At 58.5% G+C, this 22,671-nt stretch carries 19 protein-coding genes; 9 read left to right on the forward strand and 10 right to left on the reverse strand.

The features are described 5' to 3' along the window. Window positions 1-4 precede the first annotated feature (4 nt). The 7 genes from bcsB to bcsE are packed head-to-tail and all read right to left on the reverse strand — an operon-like array spanning window position 5 to window position 9,231. Window positions 5-2,332 carry a cellulose biosynthesis cyclic di-GMP-binding regulatory protein BcsB gene (gene bcsB, locus KO536_RS10495; protein ID WP_219261868.1) on the reverse strand — a complete coding sequence of 776 codons (2,328 nt, stop codon included), beginning with the start codon at window positions 2,330-2,332 and terminating at the stop codon, window positions 5-7. Continuing rightward, the gene (bcsA, locus tag KO536_RS10500) at window positions 2,329-4,932 is read right to left on the reverse strand and encodes a UDP-forming cellulose synthase catalytic subunit (RefSeq protein WP_219261869.1); all 2,604 of its coding nucleotides are present in this window, start codon (window positions 4,930-4,932) and stop codon (window positions 2,329-2,331) included. The genes bcsB and bcsA overlap by 4 nt, the downstream gene beginning before the upstream one ends. Next, window positions 4,929-5,651 carry a cellulose biosynthesis protein BcsQ gene (bcsQ, locus tag KO536_RS10505; protein ID WP_219261870.1) on the reverse strand — a complete coding sequence of 241 codons (723 nt, stop codon included), beginning with the start codon at window positions 5,649-5,651 and terminating at the stop codon, window positions 4,929-4,931. The genes bcsA and bcsQ overlap by 4 nt, the downstream gene beginning before the upstream one ends. Next, window positions 5,648-5,884: a cellulose biosynthesis protein BcsR gene (gene bcsR, locus KO536_RS10510; RefSeq protein ID WP_133078079.1), complete on the reverse strand. Its 237-nt coding sequence runs from the start codon at window positions 5,882-5,884 to the stop codon at window positions 5,648-5,650. Before bcsR ends, bcsQ begins: the two co-directional genes overlap by 4 nt. Further along, window positions 5,854-7,500 (reverse strand): cellulose biosynthesis protein BcsG, encoded by a 1,647-nt coding sequence (gene bcsG / locus KO536_RS10515; protein ID WP_219261871.1) that lies wholly within the window; start codon window positions 7,498-7,500, stop codon window positions 5,854-5,856. Before bcsG ends, bcsR begins: the two co-directional genes overlap by 31 nt. After that, window positions 7,487-7,687: a cellulose biosynthesis protein BcsF gene (gene bcsF, locus KO536_RS10520; RefSeq protein ID WP_133078081.1), complete on the reverse strand. Its 201-nt coding sequence runs from the start codon at window positions 7,685-7,687 to the stop codon at window positions 7,487-7,489. Before bcsF ends, bcsG begins: the two co-directional genes overlap by 14 nt. Further along, the gene (gene bcsE / locus KO536_RS10525; protein WP_219261872.1) at window positions 7,684-9,231 is read right to left on the reverse strand and encodes a cellulose biosynthesis protein BcsE; all 1,548 of its coding nucleotides are present in this window, start codon (window positions 9,229-9,231) and stop codon (window positions 7,684-7,686) included. Before bcsE ends, bcsF begins: the two co-directional genes overlap by 4 nt. Window positions 9,232-9,772: 541 nt before the next feature. Here bcsE and KO536_RS10530 point away from each other — a divergent pair. From KO536_RS10530 to KO536_RS10550, 5 genes are all read left to right on the forward strand, one after another. Continuing rightward, window positions 9,773-10,009 (forward strand): YdcH family protein, encoded by a 237-nt coding sequence (locus KO536_RS10530; protein WP_019822745.1) that lies wholly within the window; start codon window positions 9,773-9,775, stop codon window positions 10,007-10,009. A gap of 26 nt (window positions 10,010-10,035) precedes the next feature. After that, a complete protein-coding gene (locus KO536_RS10535; RefSeq protein ID WP_219261873.1) occupies window positions 10,036-10,332 on the forward strand; it encodes a putative quinol monooxygenase in 297 nt (98 codons plus the stop codon). Window positions 10,333-10,496: 164 nt separating this feature from the next. Next, window positions 10,497-10,982, forward strand: a complete 486-nt coding sequence (locus KO536_RS10540) for an Hcp family type VI secretion system effector (protein WP_219261874.1) — start codon at window positions 10,497-10,499, stop codon at window positions 10,980-10,982. Next, the gene (locus KO536_RS10545) at window positions 10,979-12,445 is read left to right on the forward strand and encodes a hypothetical protein (protein WP_219261875.1); all 1,467 of its coding nucleotides are present in this window, start codon (window positions 10,979-10,981) and stop codon (window positions 12,443-12,445) included. Before KO536_RS10540 ends, KO536_RS10545 begins: the two co-directional genes overlap by 4 nt. Beyond that, the gene (locus tag KO536_RS10550) at window positions 12,442-13,188 is read left to right on the forward strand and encodes a hypothetical protein (protein WP_219261876.1); all 747 of its coding nucleotides are present in this window, start codon (window positions 12,442-12,444) and stop codon (window positions 13,186-13,188) included. The genes KO536_RS10545 and KO536_RS10550 overlap by 4 nt, the downstream gene beginning before the upstream one ends. 119 nt (window positions 13,189-13,307) lie before the next feature. Here KO536_RS10550 and KO536_RS10555 read toward each other — a convergent pair whose 3' ends face one another. Next, complete coding sequence (locus KO536_RS10555) at window positions 13,308-15,080, reverse strand: acyl-CoA dehydrogenase C-terminal domain-containing protein (protein ID WP_219261877.1); 1,773 nt, start codon at window positions 15,078-15,080, stop codon at window positions 13,308-13,310. Between the two features lie 78 nt (window positions 15,081-15,158). Further along, window positions 15,159-16,781, reverse strand: coding sequence for an acyl-CoA synthetase (locus KO536_RS10560; protein WP_133078086.1), 1,623 nt, complete (start codon window positions 16,779-16,781; stop codon window positions 15,159-15,161). A gap of 180 nt (window positions 16,782-16,961) precedes the next feature. Between KO536_RS10560 and KO536_RS10565 the strand changes: the two genes are divergently transcribed. Continuing rightward, a complete protein-coding gene (locus KO536_RS10565) occupies window positions 16,962-18,773 on the forward strand; it encodes a PAS domain S-box protein (protein WP_219261878.1) in 1,812 nt (603 codons plus the stop codon). Beyond that, the gene (locus KO536_RS10570) at window positions 18,770-19,405 is read left to right on the forward strand and encodes a response regulator transcription factor (protein ID WP_219261879.1); all 636 of its coding nucleotides are present in this window, start codon (window positions 18,770-18,772) and stop codon (window positions 19,403-19,405) included. The genes KO536_RS10565 and KO536_RS10570 overlap by 4 nt, the downstream gene beginning before the upstream one ends. Here KO536_RS10570 and KO536_RS10575 read toward each other — a convergent pair. Then, window positions 19,392-20,795 (reverse strand): PLP-dependent aminotransferase family protein, encoded by a 1,404-nt coding sequence (locus KO536_RS10575; RefSeq protein ID WP_219261880.1) that lies wholly within the window; start codon window positions 20,793-20,795, stop codon window positions 19,392-19,394. The two genes, KO536_RS10570 and KO536_RS10575, sit on opposite strands and share 14 nt — an antisense overlap. Window positions 20,796-20,942: 147 nt before the next feature. Here KO536_RS10575 and KO536_RS10580 point away from each other — a divergent pair, with 147 nt between their 5' ends. Both KO536_RS10580 and xerC read left to right on the forward strand, forming a co-directional pair. Then, window positions 20,943-21,578: a LysE family translocator gene (locus tag KO536_RS10580; protein WP_219261881.1), complete on the forward strand. Its 636-nt coding sequence runs from the start codon at window positions 20,943-20,945 to the stop codon at window positions 21,576-21,578. A gap of 88 nt (window positions 21,579-21,666) precedes the next feature. Further along, on the forward strand, window positions 21,667-22,614 hold the full coding sequence (gene xerC, locus KO536_RS10585) for a tyrosine-type recombinase/integrase (RefSeq protein ID WP_326427712.1): 948 nt from the start codon (window positions 21,667-21,669) through the stop codon (window positions 22,612-22,614). The last annotated feature ends 57 nt before the right edge of the window (window positions 22,615-22,671 follow it).

Genomic DNA, 22,671 nt, shown 5'->3' on the forward strand with positions numbered 1-22,671 from the left:
GGCCTTAGTCATCCTTGTGCAGACGACGGTTGGCCGCCCAGCTCAGGGCACGCCACAGCAGGAAGGCGCTGAGCAGAACGCTGATCACGGCCAGTATGGCCAGCAATACCGGGTGCTCTGACAGCTGGTACCACAACAGCAGGTACCACGGCAGGTTGCCGACAAAGTATTGATCACCGACCAGTTGGCTGTAGACGCCGCTGCTGCGAACCAGTGCCACAGAGCCTGCCACCGCGTCCAGCTTGCCGCTGTCGCCCAAGGCCTCGCGCAGCAGGTTGTAGTCGGCATCCTCATTGCCCAGCAATGCGACGATGCTGCGCTGGTTGTGGGTAGGTGACTGCATGCCTAACATGGCCGCAATCGGTGCCTGGGCCGTCACTTCGGTTTTGTTGGCCGGTGTGTTGCGACCGTCGGTTGACGGCCCGCGGCGGTTGTTGGCATCAATGCCAGTGGTGCCGTAAGGCTGCACCAGCATGTCGTGCTGACGTTGCAACAGCACGCTCATGTCCGGGTTGTCGCGCAACTCCGGGGCCATCTCGCCCAGTAACAGCAAGTCGACATCCTCCTTGGACGCCGACGCCCAGTCATCGCTCAGGCGCACACCAAAGGCCGGGTAGCCGGAGCGGGCAGAAATGCCGGATACCGTTTCAAGCAGGGTGCTGATCTGTGTCGGTGAAGCGTTGCTTGGAACCACCACGATGGATTCGGACATGTCGGCCATGCGGCTGAACGGGAAGCCGCTGCGCACAAATGCCTTGAGGTCCGGCATGCTGATGTAGTGGTGATAGCCGGACATGTCGATGGTGGAATCTTCATCGATGATGGCCTGGGTGTTGGCCGGCAGGATGGTCTGGCAGCGATCACGCTGGGAACTGCCCACGGTGCTGGCAAAGTTGAAATCGAAACGCAGGCGGTTGCGGTCGCCAATTTTCAGCGAGGGTACGATCAGCTTTTCATTGACGTTTGCGGTGTCATTGGACAGCACCGCCAAGCGCAGCTCTTCCAGGTTGCTGGTGTCTTTGCGCAGCAACGGCAGGCTGGTGATGAACTGGTCGTTGAGGCTGATATTGAGGCGTGAATCATCATTGGCCGACGGTGCGGTGTAGCGGTATTGAGTGCGCAGCGGGATACCCTGGTTACGCCACACGAAAAGATCGGGTGGCAGGTTTACATCCAGGGTGATGGGACGCGGCTGCAACCCGCTGACCTGCAATTGTTGCGGGTAGGTAATCAGCTCGGCAAAACGCACTGGCCGGTCGGTCCGCATCCAGGCCGGAGCATCGTAGGGTTTGCGCGGGTGCAGCTCCTGAACCTTGTCGATGGTAACGCGCGAACCGCGCAGCAAATTACCGCCCAGGGCCAGAGCCTTGGCAGCAGTGGTCAGGTCTTCTTCGTTGCGGCCCATGATCAGCAGGACTTTGCTGTAGGGCGCATCCGGGTGATCGATCATTTCGACCACAGGCGCCGTCACGGCCGGGAATTTTTCCAGGTCGCTCATGAAGGCCGGACGGTGATCGTTCGTGGCGAAGACTACGGTCGGTTGCACTGCATCCTTGTTCTGTACCCCTGGCAGCGTATCGAACGACACCGGGAAACTTGCGCCACGCCAGTTGGACTGACTGCCAAAGTAAGAGGCCAGGATCGTGGCCGCTTTCTGTTCACCCAGCGTCGGGTTGGCGGCGAACACAAATGGCAGTTCCAGCTTGCTGTTGTTGCGTGGATCAAAGAACGGCAGCGGGAAGAACGCCAGGTCGTTTTGCAGGCTCAGGGCCTGTTCTTGCAAGGTAATAGCGCTACCGCGGCTGATATTGACCCACAACGTGTTGTTGGCCGGGTCTTCACAGATATCGGTGTAATGACCGACAAACTCCAGCCGCAGGCGGTTGAAGTCCGAAATCAGCCGTGGATCAAGGGCTATTTTCTGCGTGGTTCTGCGCCCCAGCTGGTCTTTCTCAATCGGCAGAACGCCCATCAGCACATCGTTGAGGTACACCCGGATATGTGAAAGCGTCGGGATCAATGCAGGTGAGGGCGTGTAGTCCAGCTGCAGGCTGGCATCGCTGGCAATCCGGTCGCGACGCAGGCTGAACTCCACCACGTCTGAGCTGTTGATCCCTAGCAGCAGGGAGTCTGTGGCTCGCCCCAACTGTTCGAATGAGTAGGTGACTGGCCAGCTTGGCAGTACCTGATCCGTCTGGGCTACCGCCGGCTTGGGCAGTGGAGCGGGCACAGGTGAATTGCCAGGTAAAGGCAAGGGGGCCGACATAAGCTGCGAGGCGAAGGTCATCAGCGCGAGGCTGGCGAAGATAGCTTTTTTAGATAGACGACTCATGATCTGCTCACTGGCCGGGAGATAAGGGGGGTAGGTGCTTCGGGCATGCGCGGCAAAAAGCTGCCCAGCCACTGAAAAATGAGCAAAAACGGTTTCGCGATGACGCGTATCCACTTGGGCAGGTATTCATAAAGGCGGTAATAGCCTTTGACGCCCAGGGCCAGAATCTCCTTGAGACTCTGGATCGGCTTGTCAGCCTCAAACCCGCTGTTGTGGTCAAGCCAGGCATCGGCGCGGCCAAAGGTGCACTGCACGAACTCGATCTTTTGTTCGGGCGGCAACTGGGCAAAGCTCAAGCCGATAAACCGGTCGCTGGAGCGGGTCAGAGTACCGGTGAACACAAACTCGCGGTTGCCCCGCTGAAGGATCAGCGATACCTGTGTGCCGACGGGCAGTTGCAGGGCCTGGCTCACTTGCAGGCCGACGCCACCGTCCGAGTAGTCCACGAGTTCACAAGGGTAGCTGTGCCCGTCGGACAATCTGATGGCCCCTGGCAAACGGGCAAGTACACGGTGCGTGGTGCGCACCTGGCGCACCTCGGCCGCAACGGCAACCGCAGCACCAATGATCAGCAAGTTGTAAATCACCCACAGCACACTGACTAGGATGGTGAAGATCTCATCCTTTGGCCCGGTAAAGAGGCGCCAGACGGCAAACCCCAGGCCGACCACGTTGAGCACCGACAGCACCAGATACGGTTTGGCGGTCTGCCAGTCGAACTGGTTTTCTTCCATCATGCCGCCCTTGGCGGTCACGTTGAACTTGCCCCGCGACGGGCTGAACAATGCCACGGTGGTGGGTCGTGCGATGTACCAGGCCAGCACGGTCTCGTACACCTCGCCCCAGAATGTCTGGCGGTAGGCGCCTTGCATCCGTGAGTTGGTGAGGCTGGCGTGGATCATGTGCGGCAACACGTACAGCAGGATCATCACCGCCGGGGCGTAGATGATGTAGGCGTGCAGCAACAGGAAGGCCAGGGGCGCAGTGAGGAACACCAGCCGTGGCAACCCCACCAGGAAGTGCATCATGGCGTTGGTGTAGCAGATGCGCTGGAAGATGGTCAGGCCCTTGCCCAGCAGCGGGTTGTCGGTGCGGAAAATCTGCACCATGCCCCGTGCCCAGCGGATGCGCTGACCGATATGCGCCGACAGGCTCTCGGTTGCCAGGCCTGCTGCCTGCGGGATGCGCAGATAGGCCGAGGTCCAGCCGTTGCGGTGCAGGCGCAGGGCGGTGTGGGCATCTTCGGTCACGGTTTCGACCGCGAACCCGCCAATGGAGTCAATCGCAGTACGGCGCACGATGGCGCAGGAGCCGCAGAAAAACGCAGCGTTCCACATGTCGTTACCGTCCTGGATCAAACCGTAAAACAGCTCGCCTTCGTTGGGGCGGTTACGGAAGGTACCCAGGTTGCGCTCGAACGGATCAGGTGACAGGAAGTGGTGCGGGGTCTGTACCAGCGCCAGGGTCGGGTCACGCAGGAACCAGCCAACCGTCAACTGCAGGAAGGAGCGGGCAGGCATGTGGTCGCAGTCAAAAATCGCCACCAGATCGCCGTCGATCAAGGTCAGTGCATGATTGAGGTTACCGGCCTTGGCGTGGCGGTTGTCGGTCCGGGCGATGTAGTTGATGCCCACCTCTTCGGCGAATGCCTTGAAGCTTGGACGGTTGCCGTCATCAAGCAGGTGAATGCGCAGCTTGTCTTTCGGCCAGTCGATGCCAAGCGCGGCGTACACCGTGCCACGGGTTACGGACAGCTCTTCGTTGTACGTCGGAATCAACAGGTCGACGACCGGCCATTGCTCCATGTCTGCGGGCAATTGCGCCGGTTGGCGATTGAGCGGCCATGAGGTCTGCACATAGCCCAGCAACAGGATCAGCCAGGAGTAGGTCTCGGCGATCAGCAGAATCAGGCCGCAGATCAGATCCAGATTGTCGTTCCAGTTCAGGGTCGAGGTGTACCGCCACCACAGGTAGCGGCACGAAACGATGATCGACAATACGATCAGCAACAAGGTCGGAAAGCGTCCCGGCATGCGGCGCACCAGCATTGCCAGTACCCACAACAGGATCACGAACACCAGTTGCGCCAGATAACCGAAAGGCTCGGTGATACACAGCACAATCAAGGCCAGTGCGATGATGCCAATGCCGATGTAGAGCACCTTGCGCAGAGGCCACTGCATGGTGTTCCACCAGTGGGAGCCTTTACTGACCTGCGGGCTGATCGCCGTGGGTAAATGGGCAAAGGAATTGGACAGCAGGTTCCACGGACGCTGGACAATATTGAGCACCAACGACACCCAGGAGCCCAGGCGCTGACGGAAACGCTGGCGCCCGATCTGGTTCAGGTTCGGCGTACGCACCAGCAGCAGCCACACGGTTTGCACGACATAACGCAACGGGTCGCCAATGGTGGATCGCTTCTGGGCCAGGTGCGGATACAGGCGTCTGTGCTGATCACGCAAGGCTTTCCAGTTGCGCGACTCAAGGGGCAGAAAGATCCAGCCCAGGGCCTGGATCAGCGCCAGAATAAAGGCCGTGAACCGGGTGCAGTTCTGCTCACGCCGCAAGCGTGTGTAGGGGAACCAGTGCGCAATCATTCAGCCCTCCTGCCGCGAAGCAGGCACCAACTGGCCAGGCTGATGACATCCAGTGCAATCAGGCTGGTGGGTGCATAGCGGCCTGCGGGCTCGCTTCTGGCCAGGGCTTCACCCATGGCTTCGTCTGCGTGCAGGTTCACAGGCACCAGTGCCTGGGCATAGCGGTGCTGCCAGATCAGCAGCAGATCCCGCTGCAGCTGGCTGGCGGCATCGAAACGGTTGACCAGAAACAGTGGCGTTTGCGCCAGTTGCGGTTGCAACAATACGTGGCAGGCGGCGTCGGCGTTGAGCACCATGATTGAAATACTGCAGTGCGGGTTGGCCATGTGGCCTGGCAAGCGCTGCGGCAGATCGAACAGTATCCAGTCAAAGGCGTCGGCCAGCGCGGCCTGGCGCTGGCTCCAGAGTTGTGGCTGCTCAAGCAGCAGGCCGTCGAGCTGGATGAATTCGACCGGTTGCAGTTGCCCGTAGGGCAGCACGCACAGGCCGGGCTCTACACACCATGCATGCTCATGCCAGGGTTGCTGATCCAGAGTCGCCCGGGCCCAGCCCTCGCGGGGTGCCAGGTCCATGTTGAAATGCAGGCCGAGGGAGTTCTCCGGGCACATGTCCACCAGCAGTACCCTCTGTCCCAGCTCATGCAGCGCATGGCCCAGCGCCGCCAGGGTTGAGCTGGTACCCACGCCACCGCGCACGCCACGCAAACTCATGGCAATCATGGGGTGTGCTCCGTGTCTTTATCCAGATCAAGGGGCGGCGTGTGCTGCGCCTCCAGATAAGCCAGCAACGGCCAGCGCTCAAAAGCCTGCAACAGCTCCATATGCGCCGACACGTCGATGTATTCCAGGGCGTGCAATTCCATCATCGACTTGAGCCGGGCGATATCATCGGCACGCTCTTTGCGCGAAAGGATATCGGCGCTTATTTGAACCGCTGTGGGTAAGGCAGCCATCCGCCGTTCTCCTTGATTCGCACATAGGGCTTGCCGTTGTAATCAAGCACGACGGTCCCTGAGTTTTCAGATACTTTCGGGGTTTGTGGAAGATCGGTCAGCAGTCTGGACCAGTCCACGGTCTGGCCATTGCTCAGTGCCGGGTCGGCATACAGGCGCGCTATGATTTCGGCGACCGCCAGGTAGCTGCTTGGCTCGCTGATATGGACGGGCGAGGATTGGCCGTTGTCGCCCATGTTGATCAGCTTGATGCCAACCGGTACGTGGGTGATCGAGTCGCTCGGGATTTCGCGCATCCCGGCAATCTGCATGCGGTCACCATGCAGCGCGGCACCATGTTCGGGAACGATGGCCACCACCACGCGGCGTCCACTTTTTTGCAGTTCCTTGAGGAACGCATTGAGGTCGTCGAGCAGGACCTGTGCGCGGCTGCTGTAGTCAGCTGGCTGGGTACCGCCATCAGACTGCACTTGCCGGTTGCCGTCATGCAGGCTGGTGGTGTTGTAGAACAGCGCCATGTTGGGCGTGTCCTCGGCCATGCGGTGTTGCCACCACTTGCCCAATACATCGCGGTCGCGCCAGATAGGTGAGCCATCAAAACCTACGTACGTCCTTGGCAGGCCTGCAGGGACTACGCCCAGTGCCGGAGGCGGCAACTGGCCCTGCTCGCGGACTTCCTGGAGGAAGCCGTCGAATGCGCCCGTGTGGTTGAGCATCAGCTCGTTGGAGAAACCCAGCTTGCGCAAGTCATCGAACAACAGGCATTGATCTGCCGGTTGCTTGTAGAGCTGTGCATGGGAGGTCTGGCCGCAACTGGCGCGCATCAAACGGATAGCTGCAGGGCCACTGTAGGCGGTGGCCGAGTTGAAGTTGTCGAAAATCACGTCCATCTGACTGAACAGCGTGTTATCGCGCAAGCCCACGGCTTCAAGGTCATCCCAGGCCATGGAGCAAATGTTGATCACCAACAGGTCAAAAGGCGGCGGCTTGACGGCAGGCTCCTTGAAGTCGACTTTGCGGGTCGATTCAGTGAGGTAAAACTTGTCCAGATAACCATTGAGCGTCGCATCGTCCGGCTCGCCCACGCTGCTGGTTTGTCCACCGGTAACGGCTTGAGTGCCGGCCATTTGTGGCGCGACCGAAGGGGGCAGCAGCCATTGCAGGTTACCCATGCCCAGCCAGGCAAAACCCAGCAGGGTGAAGGTCGTCAGGCGCAGCCACTGATTGAGGAACAGGTAGCCCACGATCAACAGCAGCAACATGGCGCACACTTGCCAGTCGATGAATCGCCCCAGCAACTCGACCACGTAGTCAAAGGAGAAATCCAGTACCCCGGGCTGTGCCAGCAACCGGGAGAAGGGCGGGAACCAGGTGTCCTGATACAGCAGCGCCACGGCCACCGGGATCGCAATCAGGGTGCGCGCACGGCGCAGCACAGGGTTGGCGATCGGGATCAGCAACACCACCGCAAAAATCAGGTTGGGCAATATCTGGAGATTCAGGTGCCCTGTCCAGGCCAGCAGGAACTTGGCCAGGAAATACAGGTTCCAGGCTCCCAGGCCGCGCCAGGGTCCGGCAATTTTTTGCGCCGGTGCGTCAGACTTAAACAGACTCATCAGGCGTTCTCTGAGCAGGGCTGGCAGGCATGCGACGTCTGACGCCGCACGATTTCATATAGCGAGGTGACAGGTACTGCTCGAAATGCTTTTTCAGGAACATCCGGATGCGCTGCCAGAACAGCGTCAGCAGTATGGTGACCACACAGGTCAATGCAATGACATCGATCAGCTCAAGGAACGTCATGACTGTGGCTCACTGAGAGGAAGCGTGAATCGTTGAGGATTTAGCGGTGCACGCTCACTGACGCCCGGTGTCGGCATGATGGCCGGTGCCTCGACGGGGATATGCAAATGCGCCGGTACCGCCCGGGCCTTTGTGAAGGTCTGTGCAGGCAGGTCGGAAGGCCCGCTCAACATGCGGCGCTGGGTGAACATGTCACGCCAGGGCAGACGACAGATGTTGCCCAGTGCCGGCTCCAGTCCATCTGCACGGCAGGCAAACAGAAACAGGTACAGCTCACCGTCCAGCAGGCAGGCGAAGTCGCCAAAACGACGAAGGCACATCTGGTTCAAAAACAGTTCCTCGCCCAGTCCCGGTACAGGCTCGAACTTCATCAGCTGATGGGTCACTTCACCTGAGCTGTCCCTGTAGATCTGCGATACGGCCTCATAAAAGTCATTGGGGCTGACCAGCCCGCGAATCTGAGGCGGGCGCTGACGCTCAAGCAGCGTCTTGAAGTCGATGCTCTGGGTGTATTGCCAGCGTTGGCCCTGAATGCTTTCGATCATGCTCAGGAACCTGGAAAGCAGTGTGCCGTCGGGAACGATCATGTTGGCGCCACACGCCAGCAGCAGGCGCTCGTCGCGATAGCGCACCGACGGCTCCATTTCACGTACGACGATTTTCAGTTCGGGGCCGCAATGTTCCCGTAAGTCGTGCAGCTGCTGGGCCAGTTCGAGTAGCTGGTAACTATTGTCGATGCCCACGATAACGGTGGCCGCACGGGCAGACTCGGCGGCTTCAAGCAACGCCTCACGGCCTTCGAACAGGTACCAGTGTTTAGACATCGACGGCGCACCTTCCAGTACGGTGCGCTCGGCGAGGTACACGTGCTGATCGTCGGCCACCCGTGGCTGGGTATCGACCACCGCTTGGGGAATCAGCGTCAGGGCATTGCCTTTATCGGTGAGTTTGAATTCCTGGCCAGCAGTGACACCCAGTTCGTTGTGCCAGAAGTGCAATTGGTAGCGCAGATCGCCGTTGAAGCGGTACAGGCGACTTAAACCGGACAGGGTCTGGTTAAGTTGCAGCAATTGGGCATGCAGCAGCGCAGCTTCGCCGTGGGTAATCACCAATAGCGTTGCGTTGCGCTCAAGCAGCCACCCGCGTATGCGCTCGATCCAGCGTTGCAACTGGATGGCCGTAGTCGATTCGGCCCAAGTGTTCGAGGGCAGCACCAGCAGGATCTGGCTTGAAGGGAGTATGCCGGCACGGCCAAGATCGCGGGTCAGCGTGGCCAGTCCAGGCTCTATGACTCTCTGGGCGATTTCAAACAGCTTGAGCTTGCCGGGACCGCGATCGGGTGCCATATCGCTGATGATCGGCTGGACCGAACCGGCACCTGCAATCAGCGTGGCTGGCACGCTTTCGGGTAATGCTTCAAGAAATTGCCTTGCCAGCAGTTTTGCGTCAGTCGAGTGATCGACCGTGACCCAATACAAGCCGCCTGCGCGCAACACAATCTGTTGATCCAGCAATCCGCTGATGGCCAAACTGATATGAACCAAGCGTAAAGTCCCCCCAGGGAAAAGCATTTATTGAGGCGTCTGGTACTGTCATTCATGCAAAACAATCACTTGCGCCTTTTGGGGTTAACCTTTTATGGCGCCAATTATATGACTGTCAACATGTTACCCAGTAATTCTGGCCGTTTATTGTTATGGGCGTGCTGCCTGCTTTGTCTGTCACAAGCGTAGTACTACAGCTCAGGTTGTGTCGGAAAGTCAGCAGCTTATCACCGGAAAATTATCAAACCCATGATTTGCAGCGTTAAAAAGTCAAAAAAATACCGCTTATGTGAATCAAGTCATTAAATTGGCACTTTGATTGTGGGGGTTGACTGGCAAGGGCTGCAGGGCATGCAAGGCAGGTTTTGCTGTGTAAAGTGCCTGAGACGGCGGGGTAGAAGGGGGACTAAAGTGCTCTCCCGGCTTTCTGACGGGCCTTTTGCGTGCTATTGCTTAGGTGGTTCATCGCGAACTGAATACTTTCGATCAGGTTCTCCCTCAGAGCCTGACCCCGTAACCAAGATGTCCATGAGGTGTATCTATGCCAGTCAAGCACGACTTGTTACAGGACTTGGGGCTTACCAAAGAGGCCATCAGCAAGTTTCGCAGCGAAAACCCTCATCTGAATCAGCTGTTTGTGCAGTACGGCGAAAAAGATGCCGAAGTGGTTGAGGCTGAAGCCAACGATGCAATAGGGGTTGCGGATGATGTGCTGCGCAAGCTCAAGGAGCAGCGCCTCCTTATCAAGGATAAAATCGCGCAAATCTTGAGCGCTTAAGTCATCGCACGTTGCAGGAAGTACACATGTCTCAAATCATCAAAATTGTGGCCACATTGCGCGCCAAACCTGGTCATGGCAGAACGGTAGAACAGGCCCTGCGCGCCTGTGTCGAAGGCTCCCGAGCCGAGCCTGGCTGTCGTTTCTATGACCTGCACGTGGATCGAACCGATCCTGAGTGCTTTGTATTCATTGAAGGCTGGGCGGACATGGAGGCTATTGAGCACCACAAAACCACCCCGCACTATCAGGCGATGGCCCATGCGGTGGGGGATCTGCTGGCCCACCGTGAAGTGTTGCTGCTGGACGAACTGAGCATTTAAGGCTCAGGGGCAATGGTGCAGCACCCTGCGGCGGCCCCTGAACGGGGCCGCCGCTTTTATTGGGGCTGATTTTTACCCGCACTTTTCAAAATCTCGGAAGCGTCCTACAGCCTGTCGATCTCCTGCCCAATAGAATGTCGGGCTTACAAAAAGGAGATGTACCTATGGCGAACCCAGGTTATATGAGTATCAAGGGTGTGGCTCAAGGACTGATTTCAGCAGGCTGCTCAACCCCGGAATCCATCGGCAACAAATACCAGTCAAGCCATACCGACGAAATCATGGTGCTGGCTTACCGCCATAACCTCGCCAATATTGGCACCATCAACAAGCCCACGCACAGCCCGATTGTCATCACCAAAGCCATTGATAAATCCTCCCCGTTACTCGCTCAGGCGCTCTCAAGCAGAGAAGAAATAAACTGCACGATCAGTTTTTACCGCGTGTCTTCCTTTGGCCTGCAGGAAAAGTTCTATTCGGTTTCGATCAATGGCGCAGTCATCGTTGACCTGACGTCCGAGGTGCCCCATGTCGTTTTACAGGGCGACGCCGAGCCACAAGAGCAATTGGCGATTCGCTACCGCGAGATTACCTGGACCCATCATCTGGCAGGCACCAGCGGCTACAGCGCTTGGGGCCAGGAAGGATGAATCCCGATCGTTATGACCTCTGGGATGTCAACAGCGCCGCCAGCGGGCTGATCGGGCAAGCCATGACGGTCAGTGCTCGCCATCTTGGCGACGGTATGACGTGTATGCAGTTCAACCGGGAAGTTGCCTACTGCGCCAAACGTATTGTCGATGATGTCACCCAGGGCCATAAAACCCCTGAGCAAGGTATACAGGCCATTTTGCAAGAGCAGCGCGATCTCCTGAACCAGTCGCTTTCATTGGCGCGTAAAGACGTAATCCCCCACACGGTGAGGCGCATGTCGCTTATGAGGCTCACCCAGCCCGTGTACCGCCCCGACCCGCAGCGATTACTGCGGTATGTCCATGTTCAAGATCTCAAGACGCAGCAAAAGGCTCAAAGCCTGACCGCCGACGTGCCCTCGTCATTGTCTGCTCACGACTTGAAGTTTTTCCCCCGGGAACGCTGGCCTGAGCCCATAGCGCGACCGCAGGAACCGGGGTTTTACATCGTGCCGAAAAGCACGACGGCAGACGCATTGCAGGCCCGGTTATTCACCTCGGGCAATCCCGCCGTTATCGCCAGATTCAAGGCTCTGAACCCTGGTCTGGATCAGGTTAAAGCGGGCCAAATGATCGTATTGAGTGATCCGAACAACCTGCAATGTACCCTCGAAGAAGCACAGTTGATGGCGGCTGCGGACAAGGTGAACACGGTCCTTCAGAACCTGACTCCCGATGAGGCCGATTTCATGGCCCGTCACCGAGACGAAATTGAATCATTTCTAACCCTTGGCTCCACCTCAATTGGCACCGGGATGGCGGTGTTTGCCTCGAACCTGGATAACGTCAAAAGTGTGTTGCGCGACATCGAGGCGTTGCATCAACGCAGCTTTTTGCGTGACGGACATTTGCGCTCACCTGAGTTTTTTGCCGAGCGCAAACGCTTGTTGAGACAACTGGATAGTCACCTTAATGGTTTGACCAAAAAGGGTATTGGCTTTCCTGATCATCCGAACCTGAAAAGTGCCCTGGGCATTTCCAGCCGCAGCCTGGTTCACCGCTGGACCAAGGCCGGTGCACCGGGTCAGATCCCGGGTTACGCCACGCATATGGACGGAGTGGCCAAGGCCGCCAAATACGTAAAATACGGCGGCTGGTTGGGGACTGCCCTTGGCGGCGGGGCTTCTTATATGAAGGTGCAGGAAGTGTGTGCAACGGGTGACGTGCAGGCTTGCAAAAAGGTGGAACTCACTGAGGGTGGAAGTTTCTTTGGTGGAGTAGCGGGTGGCGCAATTGCGGGTTCAATTTTGACCAGCTCAACAGTGGGGGCTATTTGTCTCGGATTAGGCGTTCCGACTGTTGGGGCAGGTACGTTCGTATGTGGGCTGATAGTAGTAGGTGTGGGCTCTTTGACCGCAGGGGCATCCCTTGGATGGGCGGGTGAAAAAGCAGGTAAACTAATTTATGAGGTCTCACAATGAGCCTGAGCATCGCTGACACTATTTTCCTGTGTGGCAGCTTAATCGGTTTTGGGGGGGCATTCATTTATCTTGGTATTGCGCTCTATATCGCCTACACCAAGATGGATATGATGTTGGCATGTTTTAAAAATAGCCCATATATCATGATTCGAGCACCGATTCTAAATGGTGGGCCCTGGGGCCGATTATTCGTCTTGCGTGAAATTGTTGGCGTACTTCAAGTGCCAGGCTTGTATATACCTGATGGCGACGTATGCCCTGCAGATATCGATCAATTCCCTAAGCAATTAAAAACGCGACTTATAATGCTTCATCGTGTGGGAGGCTATTTTGCTTGGGAACTAATACTGTTATGTATTGTTTTTCGCATCGACTGGGCGTCCATGAAGCCTCTGCGGCTTGGCATCGCCCTCCTTGCAATGGCCGCCATACCCCTGTGGATCGGTCTAAGTCTGAGGGTGGCGAGTACACAGACAAACTTTATTGTCATGCACTTTAAAAACAGTTCGGCAATAAAAGCCCGAACAAAACTCAATGCTGGCGGACGCTTTGCAAAGCTGGTTTTTATAGTGGCGCTGTCGGTCATAGTGGCCTGTGGTGTTTTTTTTGTAAGGCGTGGCACACTCGATGCTGCTGAGTTAGAGACCTTACCGCGACAGCTTAAAGTCAAGCTTTCAGCTTTGTTTGTGATGATGGTAGTTATCGTCGTGAGTTTTATATTGCTTTACGTGTTCCGTCGGTAATCGTGGCGTGAATGAGATGCTTGAGTGACTTAAAAATTGTACGACCGTAAATAAAGCTCAGGGGCAATAGTGCATTCCCCTGCGGCGGCCCTTAGAGGCCGCCGTTTTATTTTACGGGTTTAAAAGTGAGCGGCATCCAGCTCATACAAGGATTCGCTGCCTGCCCGGATGGTGTGCTCAAGGCTCAACGTGCGCGGCAGCAGGCGGCTGAAGTAGAACTGCGCAGTGGCCAGCTTGGCGCTATAGAACGCCGGATCGGCATCCATCGAACGCTGCGCCACATCGGCCATGCGCGCCCAGAGCCAGGCGTATGCCACATACCCGAACAGGTTGAGGTACTCGACGCAGGCGGCGCCGGTTTCGTTGGGGTTGACCTTGACCCGAGCCTGCAACCAGTCACTGACGTTTTCAAGACGCTGTACCGCGTCGAGCAACTCGCTGGCGTAAGGTTTGCCGGGGCTTTGGGCAAAGTCGCGGATCTGCGCGGTAAACATGCGCAGGCTTGCACCGCCGTTGGCGATCACTTTACGGCCCAGTAAATCCAGGGCCTGGATCCCGTTGGTGCCTTCATAAATCTGGGCGATGCGCACATCACGGACCAACTGCTCCTGACCCCATTCACGGATGTAGCCGTGGCCACCAAACACTTGCTGCCCCAGCACGCAACTGTCGAACCCGGTATCGGTGAAAAAGGCTTTGGCCACCGGCGTGAGCAAGGCCACCAGCGTGCTGGCGTCCTGTTGTTCCCGGAGCTCAGGTGAGAACTTGGCGAGGTCCAGTTGTTGACCCACGTAGCTGGCGAAAGCCCGACCGCCTTCGGTCATGGCCTTCATGCTCAGCAGCATGCGTCGCACATCCGGATGAACAATGATCGGGTCGGCGATTTTTTCAGGTGCCACGGCTCCGGTCGGCGCTCGGCCTTGCAGGCGCTCGCAGGCATAGGCACGGGCATTCTGATAGGAGGCTTCGGCGCAACCAATGCCTTGAATGCCGATCGACAGCCGTTCGTAATTCATCATGGTGAACATGGCTGCCAGACCTTTGTTGGCGTCGCCAATCAACCAGCCCTGTGCACCGTCAAAATTGATCACGCAGGTGGCGGATGCCTTGATCCCCATTTTGTGTTCGATGGAGCCACAGCTCACGGCATTGCCTTGACCCAGGGAGCCATCGTCATTGATCAGTACCTTGGGCACCAGGAACAGCGAAATGCCCCGTGGACCGGCTGGCGCGTCCGGTAGTTTGGCCAGCACGAGGTGAATGATGTTTTCGGTCAGGTCCTGGTCGCCGCCGGTGATGAATATCTTGCTGCCGCTGATACTGAAACTGCCGTCCGGCAGTGGTTCGGCACGGGTACGGATAATGCCGAGGTCGGTACCGGAATGGGCCTCGGTCAAACACATTGAACCGGCCCAGCGACCTTCATACATCGGGGGCAGGAAGATGCGTTTGAGGGATTCACTGGCGTGGGCATCAATGGCCAGGCAGGCGCCGCTGGTCAATGCCGAGTACAGGGCAAAGCTTGCGTTGGCGCCGTAGAGCATTTCTTCAAATTGCACGGCCAGCATCTTCGGCATGCCAAGCCCGCCGAATTCAGGGTTGCCCGACAAGCCGACCCAGCCGCCTTCGATGTAGGTGTCATAGGCCGACATGAAGCCCTTGGGGGTCGTCACCTGGCCTGCGTGCCACTGGGCACCTTGCTCATCGCCACTGCGGTTGAGTGGAGCAATCAACTGGCCGGTGACTTTGGCGGCTTCTTCGAGAATCGCATCGCTTGTATCGGCATCCACATGGTCGGCCAGTGCGGGCAGTCGGGCCCAAAGCGCAGGGGCCTCGAACAGTTCGTGCAGGACAAAGCGCATGTCGCGAAGCGGGGCATTGAAATCAGGCATGTGAAGTCTCTTATTCTGGCAAAAGATTCCCTGCGGGAGCGATCAAGCCCGCTCCCACCGTTGATTCAGGTGGCGCGATTACAGCGCTTTGGCCATGTCGCGCAGTACGTATTTCTGGATTTTCCCCGTAGAGGTCTTGGGCAACAGGGTAAACACCACCGTACGTGGCACCTTGAAACCGGCCAGGTGATCGCGGCAAAAGGCGATGATTTCTATCTCGCGTACCTGCTGGTAATCAGCCTTCAGGGTGATAAAGGCGCAGGGGGTCTCGCCCCATTTTTCATCCGGGCGTGCAACCACGGCGGCCTCCATCACGGCGGGATGGCGATACAGCACGCCTTCGACCTCGATGGTTGAGATGTTCTCGCCACCGGAAATGATGATGTCCTTGAGGCGGTCACGAATTTCGACATAACCGTCCGCATGACACACCGCCAGGTCGCCGGTATGGAACCAGCCACCCTCGAAGGCTTCGGCCGTGGCACTGGGGTTCTTCAGGTATCCCTTCATCACCGTGTTGCCGCGCATGAAGATCTCGCCCATGGTTTCGCCGTCACGGGGCGTGGGGATCAGGGTCTTGGGGTCGGCCACCATCAGCCCTTCCAGCGTGGGGTAGCGCACGCCCTGACGGGACTTTATCTGTGCTCGTTCGGCCAATGGCTGCTCGTCCCACTTGTCATGCCAGGCACAAATGGTGACGGGGCCATACACTTCGGTCAGGCCGTAAACATGGGTCACCTTGATGCCCATTTCTTCCACGGCGCCAATGACTTTGGCCGGTGGCGCCGCCCCTGCAACCATTGCATGTACCGGGTGGTCGATGGCGGCCTTGGCTGACTCGGGCATATTGACCAGTGCATTGAGCACAATCGGCGCACCGCACAAGTGAGTGACCTGATGCTCGCGAATCAGAGTGAGGATTTTTTGCGGATCAACCCGGCGCAGAAACACATGCACACCCGCCAATGCCGTAATGATCCACGGGTAGCACCAGCCGTTGCAGTGGAACATCGGCAGGGTCCACAGGTACACGGGATGGTTGCCGATGGCCCAGACCATCTGGTTGCCCAGGGAGTTGAGGTAGGCCCCGCGATGGTGATACACCACGCCCTTCGGGTTGCCGGTGGTGCCCGACGTATAGTTGAGCGCAATGGCCTGCCACTCGTCTGCGGGCCACTGCCAGTCATACTCGGGGTCGCCTTCAGCCAGCAGTGCTTCATAGTCCAGTGTGCTGACAGGCTGGCCTTCGCCATATTCAGGGTCATCGACATCGATGATCAGCGGCGGATGGTCGAGCATGGCGACAGCGGCATGGACCACGTCATGGAACTCGCGGTCGGCAATCAACACCTTGGCTTCGCCGTGGGCCAGCATGAAGGCAATGGCTTCAGCGTCCAGGCGTACGTTCAGGGCGTTGAGCACTGCGCCGATCATGGGCACCGCAAAATGCGCCTCGAGCATGGCCGGAATGTTGGGCAACATCACCGCCACCGTATCGCCCTGGCCAATCCCGCGCCCGGCAAGTGCGCAGGCCAGTCGGCGACACCGGCTGTACGTCTGCGCCCAGGTGCGGCGAATGGAGCCGTGAATGACGGCAGGGTAGTCGGGGTAGACGTTGGCGGTGCGTTCGATGAAGCTCAGGGGGGTAAGGGCAATATGGTTTACGGCAGTCGGCTCAAGGCCGTGCTCAAAAATCGACATGAGGGTCATTCCGGTGGCTGATTGTTAGCTCTATGGCTGCCTGCTCTGCCAATGGCGAGCGGGTCAGTTTTATGTCCGGTCTGACTTATAGCCCACTCTGGGTTTGATATGGAAGTAATACCTAAGCACTATAGTAGTTGTACTATATGGCTAACCGCTGCCCAACCGTCAGGATGCCGAATGCCGCCAACCCTGCTGCCCCATGACCCCCAACCCACTGTAGTGCTTGACGCAGACGGCTTGCCGCTGACGGCGAACCGGGCATTGACCGGCCTGCTGAAGGGCGCGTTGCTGAGCAGCGTGAGTAACCTGTTGCCTGGCAATCTGCCCGAACTGGTTCGGGCCTGCCTGCAACAGGACAGGGCCATAGAGCAGGTAGAAGCACAATGGGATCAACAGGTATGGCTCTGGACACTGATTCCCGATCCCGATAGCCAGTGTGTCGTGGCCCGAGGTCGCGAGGCGAGTACAGAATTGCTGGCGGGGCGTGAAGCGGCCAAGGCCAGGCGCCTTTACCGGCTGATTACCGAAAACACCACTGATCTGATCTCGCGTCACACCCCGGACGGGCGCTTCCTGGATGCCTCCCCGGCGTCCTGGACCCTGCTCGGCTACTGGCCCGAGACACTGCGCGGCACCCGGGCCCAGCGCCTGTTCCATGCTCACGATCTCAAGCTGGCGCTGCGCCAGGCCCGGGATGCCCTGCAACTCGATGGCTATCACACCATGACTTATCGCATTCGCCATCACGGGGGGCATTACCTGTGGTTTGAAACCGCAAGCCGGGCAATCCGTGAAACGTATACCGGGGCGGTGGTTGAGGTGGTCAGTGTGTCGCGGGATATCACTGCCCGTATCCAGGCTGAAGAGAACAAGCGGCGGCTGGCCGATGTGGTGGAGGCCAACCCTGCCCCTGTGCTGTTTATCGACCCCGCGGGCGGAGTGTCTTATCTCAATCCGGCGGCCCGGCGCATCCTCGGCCTGTTGCCCGCACAGGGCATGCCTTCATTGGCCGCGTTTCTGACGGCTCACACCCTGGCGATGCTGGAGTCCAGTGGCTGGAGCAGTGCCGAGCAGCAGGGTCTATGGAGTACTGAAACCCGTCTGCAGCCTTTGAATGGCGAGCCTTCGGTGCCTGTGTCGCTATTGCTGCTGGCCCATCGATCGACCGCAGGCGAACGGTTTTTCTCTCTGGTTGCCCGGGATATGCGCGAGCGTGAGTTGCGCGAAGCCCAGCAGCGTCACCATCAGGACGAGATGGCCCACACGACACGGTTGATCACCCTCGGTGAGCTGGCGTCAGGCATCGCCCATGAAATCAACCAACCCCTGGCGGCCGTGGTCAATTACGCCAACGCCAGCCAGCGTTACCTGCAGACCCTGGGCAGCAATCCTGAGGCTGTAGCGCGTGTGGCCCAGGGGCTGGAGCGGATCAATCTGCATGCCAACCATGCCTCTGAAGTGATCAAGCGTCTGCGCAGTTTTCTGCGCAAGGGGCGACGTAACCTGCAAGCGCTGGATGTCAGCGAGGTGGCGCGTCAGGCCGTGAGTCTATGTGCCTGGGAGGCCCGGGAACGCAATGTGGACATCGAGCAGCAATTACCGGACAACCTCGGGCGGGTATACGTCGATCGTGTGCTTCTGGAGCAAGTGCTGCTCAACCTGTTGCGCAATGCCATAGACGCCAACAGCGAGCAGCATCCCGGCCAGGCTTCGCGCATTACCCTGCAGGCGCAGACCGTCGCGGGCGGGGTACTGCAGATCAGCGTGCAGGATCAGGGGCCGGGTGTCAGTGCCGGGCAGCTTGAGCAACTGTTTACGCCGTTTTACACCAGCAAGGTGGATGGGCTGGGGCTGGGGCTGTCGATGAGTCGCAGCATCATTGAAGGCTTCGGCGGTGAACTCGACGCCCGGCCACAACCCGACGGCTTATTGATGTGCTGCAGCTTGCCGTTGATGGCATCACTCAAACCGACAAGAGAGGCAACATGACAACCCAAACCCGGTCTGTGGTGTACGTGGTGGATGACGATCAGGGCATGCTTGACTCGACCGTCTGGCTACTGGAGTCCGTGGGACTGAATGCGCTGGCGTTCACCAGTGGGCAAGCGTTTCTGCACGCGTGCGATCCATCGCTCAGCGCCTGTGTGGTGCTGGATGTCCGCATGCCGGCAATGGGTGGCCTTAACGTGCAACAAGCGCTTCAGGAGCGCGGGATCAAGATGCCGGTGATTTTTGTCAGTGGCCACGCCGATGTGCCGATCGTGGTACGTGCTTTCAAGGCGGGCGCCCATGATTTCATCGAAAAGCCCTATAACCAGCAGTTGCTGCTCGATAGCGTGCAGCAGGCCCTCAGCGGCGGCAACGCACGACAAACGGCAACCCTGGAGCAGACGCAGCTGGAGGCGCGACTGGACAGCCTGACGCCCCGTGAGCGGGATGTGCTCCTGCCCTTGGTCAAGGGCTACACCACCCGTGAAATTGCCGAGCAACTGGCGGTAAGCGTCAAGACCATCGACCTGTATCGCTCCCGGGTGATGAAGCGTATGCAGGCCCGACATTTGCCGGATCTGGTGGGCATGGCCATCGCAGCCGGTTTGGTCGATCCGCTCAGGTTGCGCTAGCCAGTAAAGCCTCAAAGGCGGCCATGACAGCGGGCGTATCGGTATGGGCGACGTTGAAGCGCATGCAGCGGCGCAACCGGGGGTCGAAACCGAACAGTATGCCGGGGGCGAGCACCAGGTCACGGGCAAGCGCCTGCTGCGCCAGTGTTTCTGCATCCAGCCCGGCAGGCAGCGTGACCCAGATAAACATGCCGCCCGCATAGGGCACGCTCAATGTGAAGCCCAGCCCCCGCAGCCATGCAGCCACGCGTGCACCGCTGACCAGCAGGCCTTGCACCACGCGCTTGCGGTGCTTGTGATAAGTGCCGTCATTGAGCATCGAGCACACCACCTGTTCGAGCATTTCCGAAGTGATCCCGCCGCACATCAGCTTCATGTGGGTCAACTCGGCGGCCATTTGGGGGGTGGCCACCACAAAGCTCACCCGCAAGTTGGCACTGAGGGTTTTCGAAAAGCCGCTCAGGTAGGTCACTTGCTCTACGCCTGCCAGAGCCACCAGCCGCGGAGGCGGTTCGGGGTGCAAGTCGCCATAGAGGTCGTCTTCGATAATTGAGCAGTCATGGCGCTTGGCAAGTTCCAGCAGGCCGTAAGCCTGGCTCGGCGTAAAGGAGTGGCCGGTCGGGTTGTGCAGCAGCCCCGTGGTCAGGTAAAGCGTGGGGCGGTGCTGGATGAACAGATTTTCCAGGGCTTGCAGGTCAAGCCCTTGGACGGTGCGTTCCAGCGTCACTACGCGCACGCCGTGCAAGGCCAGATTGGCGTGAAAATTGAAATAGCAGGGCATGTCCAGCAGCACCGTATCGCCGGGCCGCACGCGCAGGCGCAGCAGCATGTCCAGTGCCAGCACGGTATTGGCGGTCGTGATGATCTGTTCGATACCCACATCCAGGCCTTGGCCCAACAGCTTCTGCTGCAAAGCCTGGCGCAATGGCAGATACCCCGCCGGATCGCCATAGCCGGTCAGGCGCAAGGTTGGCGAGCGGCTGAGCTGGCGCACGCTGGCGCGCAGGGCACTGGACTCCAGCCAGCTTTCAGGCAGATGCCCGCTTCCCGGGCGCAGGGCACCGCTGGCGCCGGTCAGGGAGCGGCGCAGGACGCTGCTCAAATCCTGTGGCAACAGGTCAAGGCCAATGGCGCGTCTGGCCACAGGTGCTTTCGACGCCACGAAATAGCCCAGCCCCTGACTGGAGGTAATCCGGCCTTGGCCACGCAAGCGATCCAGCGCCTCAATCAGGGTGAACTTGCTGACACCCCAGTGTTGGGTCATCAGCCGCGCTGAAGGCAGTTTACTGCCGGGGCTGAACTGACCCTGATCGATGGCCTGGCCCAGCGCATCAACAATCTGCTGGACCTTGGGAATGCCGGGCTGGAACGAAACGCTGGGTAAGTGCATGCAGGACCTCATACTTTGCCGGTGATGTTACCAGTAAAGGTCGGTAAAGTTTGCCGGTGGTTGATCTGCCCATTCGGCTACGTCCTGCCTAGACTGCGGTGTCGCTCGCACAGGTTCGAGCGTTGATTGCGGGATGTAACGATCGAAATGGCCACACAACTCACACTGGTTTCCTTTTCTTATTTTCTGGTGTTCTGCGCCACCATGACCTTTAGTCCTGGCCCCATGACCCTGTTGCTGATGGGTTTCGGCATGCAGGAAGGCTTGAAGCGATCAATGCCGGTGCAGCTGGGCGCCAGTGCGGCGTATCTGGTGTCGATCCTGATTTTTGCCGTCGGGTTTGCCGAATTGATCAAAGGCAATCCACTGATCAGCCGTGCACTTCAATACATCGGAGTGGCGTACTTGCTGTATCTGGCCTGGCGGCAATGGAACAGCAACGGGCTGGCGCTGGATCGCACGGCAACCCTGGACAGCGGCTTCAAGGGCCGATTTGGCAAGGGCTTGCTCACCGGTTTCTCGAACCCGAAAACCATCGTCATGTTCAGCGCAGTGTTCCCGCAGTTTGCCGGGCAGGGCAGTGCCACTCGGGCCCAGGACCTGATCGTGCTGGGGCTGGCGTTTTTACTGTTGCAGTTCGCCAGCGGCTGCTTGTATTGCTACTTCGGTCAGCGGATTCGTCGTGTGCTGCAAAGCCCGTCGCGGCAGGTGTTGTTGCAAAGGGCTACGGCAGTGATGCTCTTGGGTGTGGCCCTGATGCTGGCGCGGGGATTTGACAACTGATCAAAACGCTATAAGTGCGCTGAATTATCATGGCTATGGGTTATATTGAGACGTGTTTCAACCCGTATCGAGATTGGTTGTGTCGACTATTGACCCTGCAGTAACCCTGGTATCAGCCATTGAGTTAAATCAGGTTCAAACACCTGTGGCGCTTTATCTTCAGCGTCTTGCTCCCTCCAGCCGGCAAACCATGCGCTATGTCTTGCAGGAGGCGGCAGATCGGCTGGGCGCTGAAGACGTGGCGATTGACGAATTCCCCTGGCATCACTTGCAACCCGGGCATATCACCGCACTGGTGGCTGCATTGCGCGAGGACGGCTACGCGCCCAATACCTCATCGCTGTACGTCAATGCCATTCGCGGCGTCATGAATCAGGCCTGGCAGCAGAGCCTGATTACCCAGGATCATTTGTTGAAGATTCGCGCAGTGAAGGCGGGCGGCGGCTCGCGCCTGGTCAAGGGGCGCAACCTGCGACGCAACCTGATCCGCGAACTGATGGATGTCTGTGCGGCAGATCCGCGTCCGCAAGGGCTCAGGGATGCTGCGATCATTGCGATTCTGTACGGCTCGGGGATGCGCAAGTCGGAGTCGGTGAACATGGACCTTTGTCAGGTCGATGTGGAGCAGCGCAGCTTGCAGGTATTGGGCAAAGGCAACAAGGAACTGATCAAGTTCGCTCCGGTCTGGGCCTTTGAAAAGCTTGAGGCGTGGCTGGCGTTTCGTCGGGCCCAACTGCCGGATGGCGTGAGCGATGACACGTTTCTGTTCAATCGCATCCGCCGCGGCAATCACATCACCCGCGAGCGCATTACCAAGCATGCGATTTACTACATTGCCAAGCAGCGGGGCAAGCAGGTGGGGGTAGACATCATGCCCCACGACTTTCGCCGTTCGTTCATTACCCGCGTGATTGAAGAGTACGACGTATCCATTGCGCAAAAACTGGCCCACCACGCCAACATTGCCACCACCGTCAGCTATGACGTGCGAGATGACAATGAGCGGCGCAATGTGACAGACCGGTTTTTGTTGTAGCACAAGCCTTGCGGCATGCGGGTGCTGGGATTTGATGCATCGCGAGCAAGCCCGCTC

The sequence above is a fragment of the Pseudomonas sp. NKUCC02_KPG genome, from assembly GCF_019345465.1.
Taxonomy (GTDB): domain Bacteria; phylum Pseudomonadota; class Gammaproteobacteria; order Pseudomonadales; family Pseudomonadaceae; genus Aquipseudomonas.

Excerpts from the sequence above, each read along its gene's own strand:
- KO536_RS10570 (WP_219261879.1), top strand. The coding sequence starts at position 18,770 with ATGACAACCCAAACCCGGTCTGTGGTGTACGTGGTGGATGACGATCAG.
- KO536_RS10555 (WP_219261877.1), bottom strand. The coding sequence starts at position 15,080 with ATGCCTGATTTCAATGCCCCGCTTCGCGACATGCGCTTTGTCCTGCAC.
- KO536_RS10565 (WP_219261878.1), top strand. The coding sequence starts at position 16,962 with ATGCCGCCAACCCTGCTGCCCCATGACCCCCAACCCACTGTAGTGCTT.
- bcsB (WP_219261868.1), bottom strand. The coding sequence starts at position 2,332 with ATGAGTCGTCTATCTAAAAAAGCTATCTTCGCCAGCCTCGCGCTGATG.
- KO536_RS10545 (WP_219261875.1), top strand. The coding sequence starts at position 10,979 with ATGAATCCCGATCGTTATGACCTCTGGGATGTCAACAGCGCCGCCAGC.
- KO536_RS10540 (WP_219261874.1), top strand. The coding sequence starts at position 10,497 with ATGGCGAACCCAGGTTATATGAGTATCAAGGGTGTGGCTCAAGGACTG.
- bcsF (WP_133078081.1), bottom strand. The coding sequence starts at position 7,687 with ATGACGTTCCTTGAGCTGATCGATGTCATTGCATTGACCTGTGTGGTC.
- KO536_RS10575 (WP_219261880.1), bottom strand. The coding sequence starts at position 20,795 with ATGCACTTACCCAGCGTTTCGTTCCAGCCCGGCATTCCCAAGGTCCAG.
- KO536_RS10560 (WP_133078086.1), bottom strand. The coding sequence starts at position 16,781 with ATGTCGATTTTTGAGCACGGCCTTGAGCCGACTGCCGTAAACCATATT.
- bcsQ (WP_219261870.1), bottom strand. The coding sequence starts at position 5,651 with ATGATTGCCATGAGTTTGCGTGGCGTGCGCGGTGGCGTGGGTACCAGC.
- KO536_RS10580 (WP_219261881.1), top strand. The coding sequence starts at position 20,943 with ATGGCCACACAACTCACACTGGTTTCCTTTTCTTATTTTCTGGTGTTC.
- bcsG (WP_219261871.1), bottom strand. The coding sequence starts at position 7,500 with ATGAGTCTGTTTAAGTCTGACGCACCGGCGCAAAAAATTGCCGGACCC.
- bcsR (WP_133078079.1), bottom strand. The coding sequence starts at position 5,884 with ATGGCTGCCTTACCCACAGCGGTTCAAATAAGCGCCGATATCCTTTCG.
- KO536_RS10530 (WP_019822745.1), top strand. The coding sequence starts at position 9,773 with ATGCCAGTCAAGCACGACTTGTTACAGGACTTGGGGCTTACCAAAGAG.
- KO536_RS10550 (WP_219261876.1), top strand. The coding sequence starts at position 12,442 with ATGAGCCTGAGCATCGCTGACACTATTTTCCTGTGTGGCAGCTTAATC.
- KO536_RS10535 (WP_219261873.1), top strand. The coding sequence starts at position 10,036 with ATGTCTCAAATCATCAAAATTGTGGCCACATTGCGCGCCAAACCTGGT.
- bcsA (WP_219261869.1), bottom strand. The coding sequence starts at position 4,932 with ATGATTGCGCACTGGTTCCCCTACACACGCTTGCGGCGTGAGCAGAAC.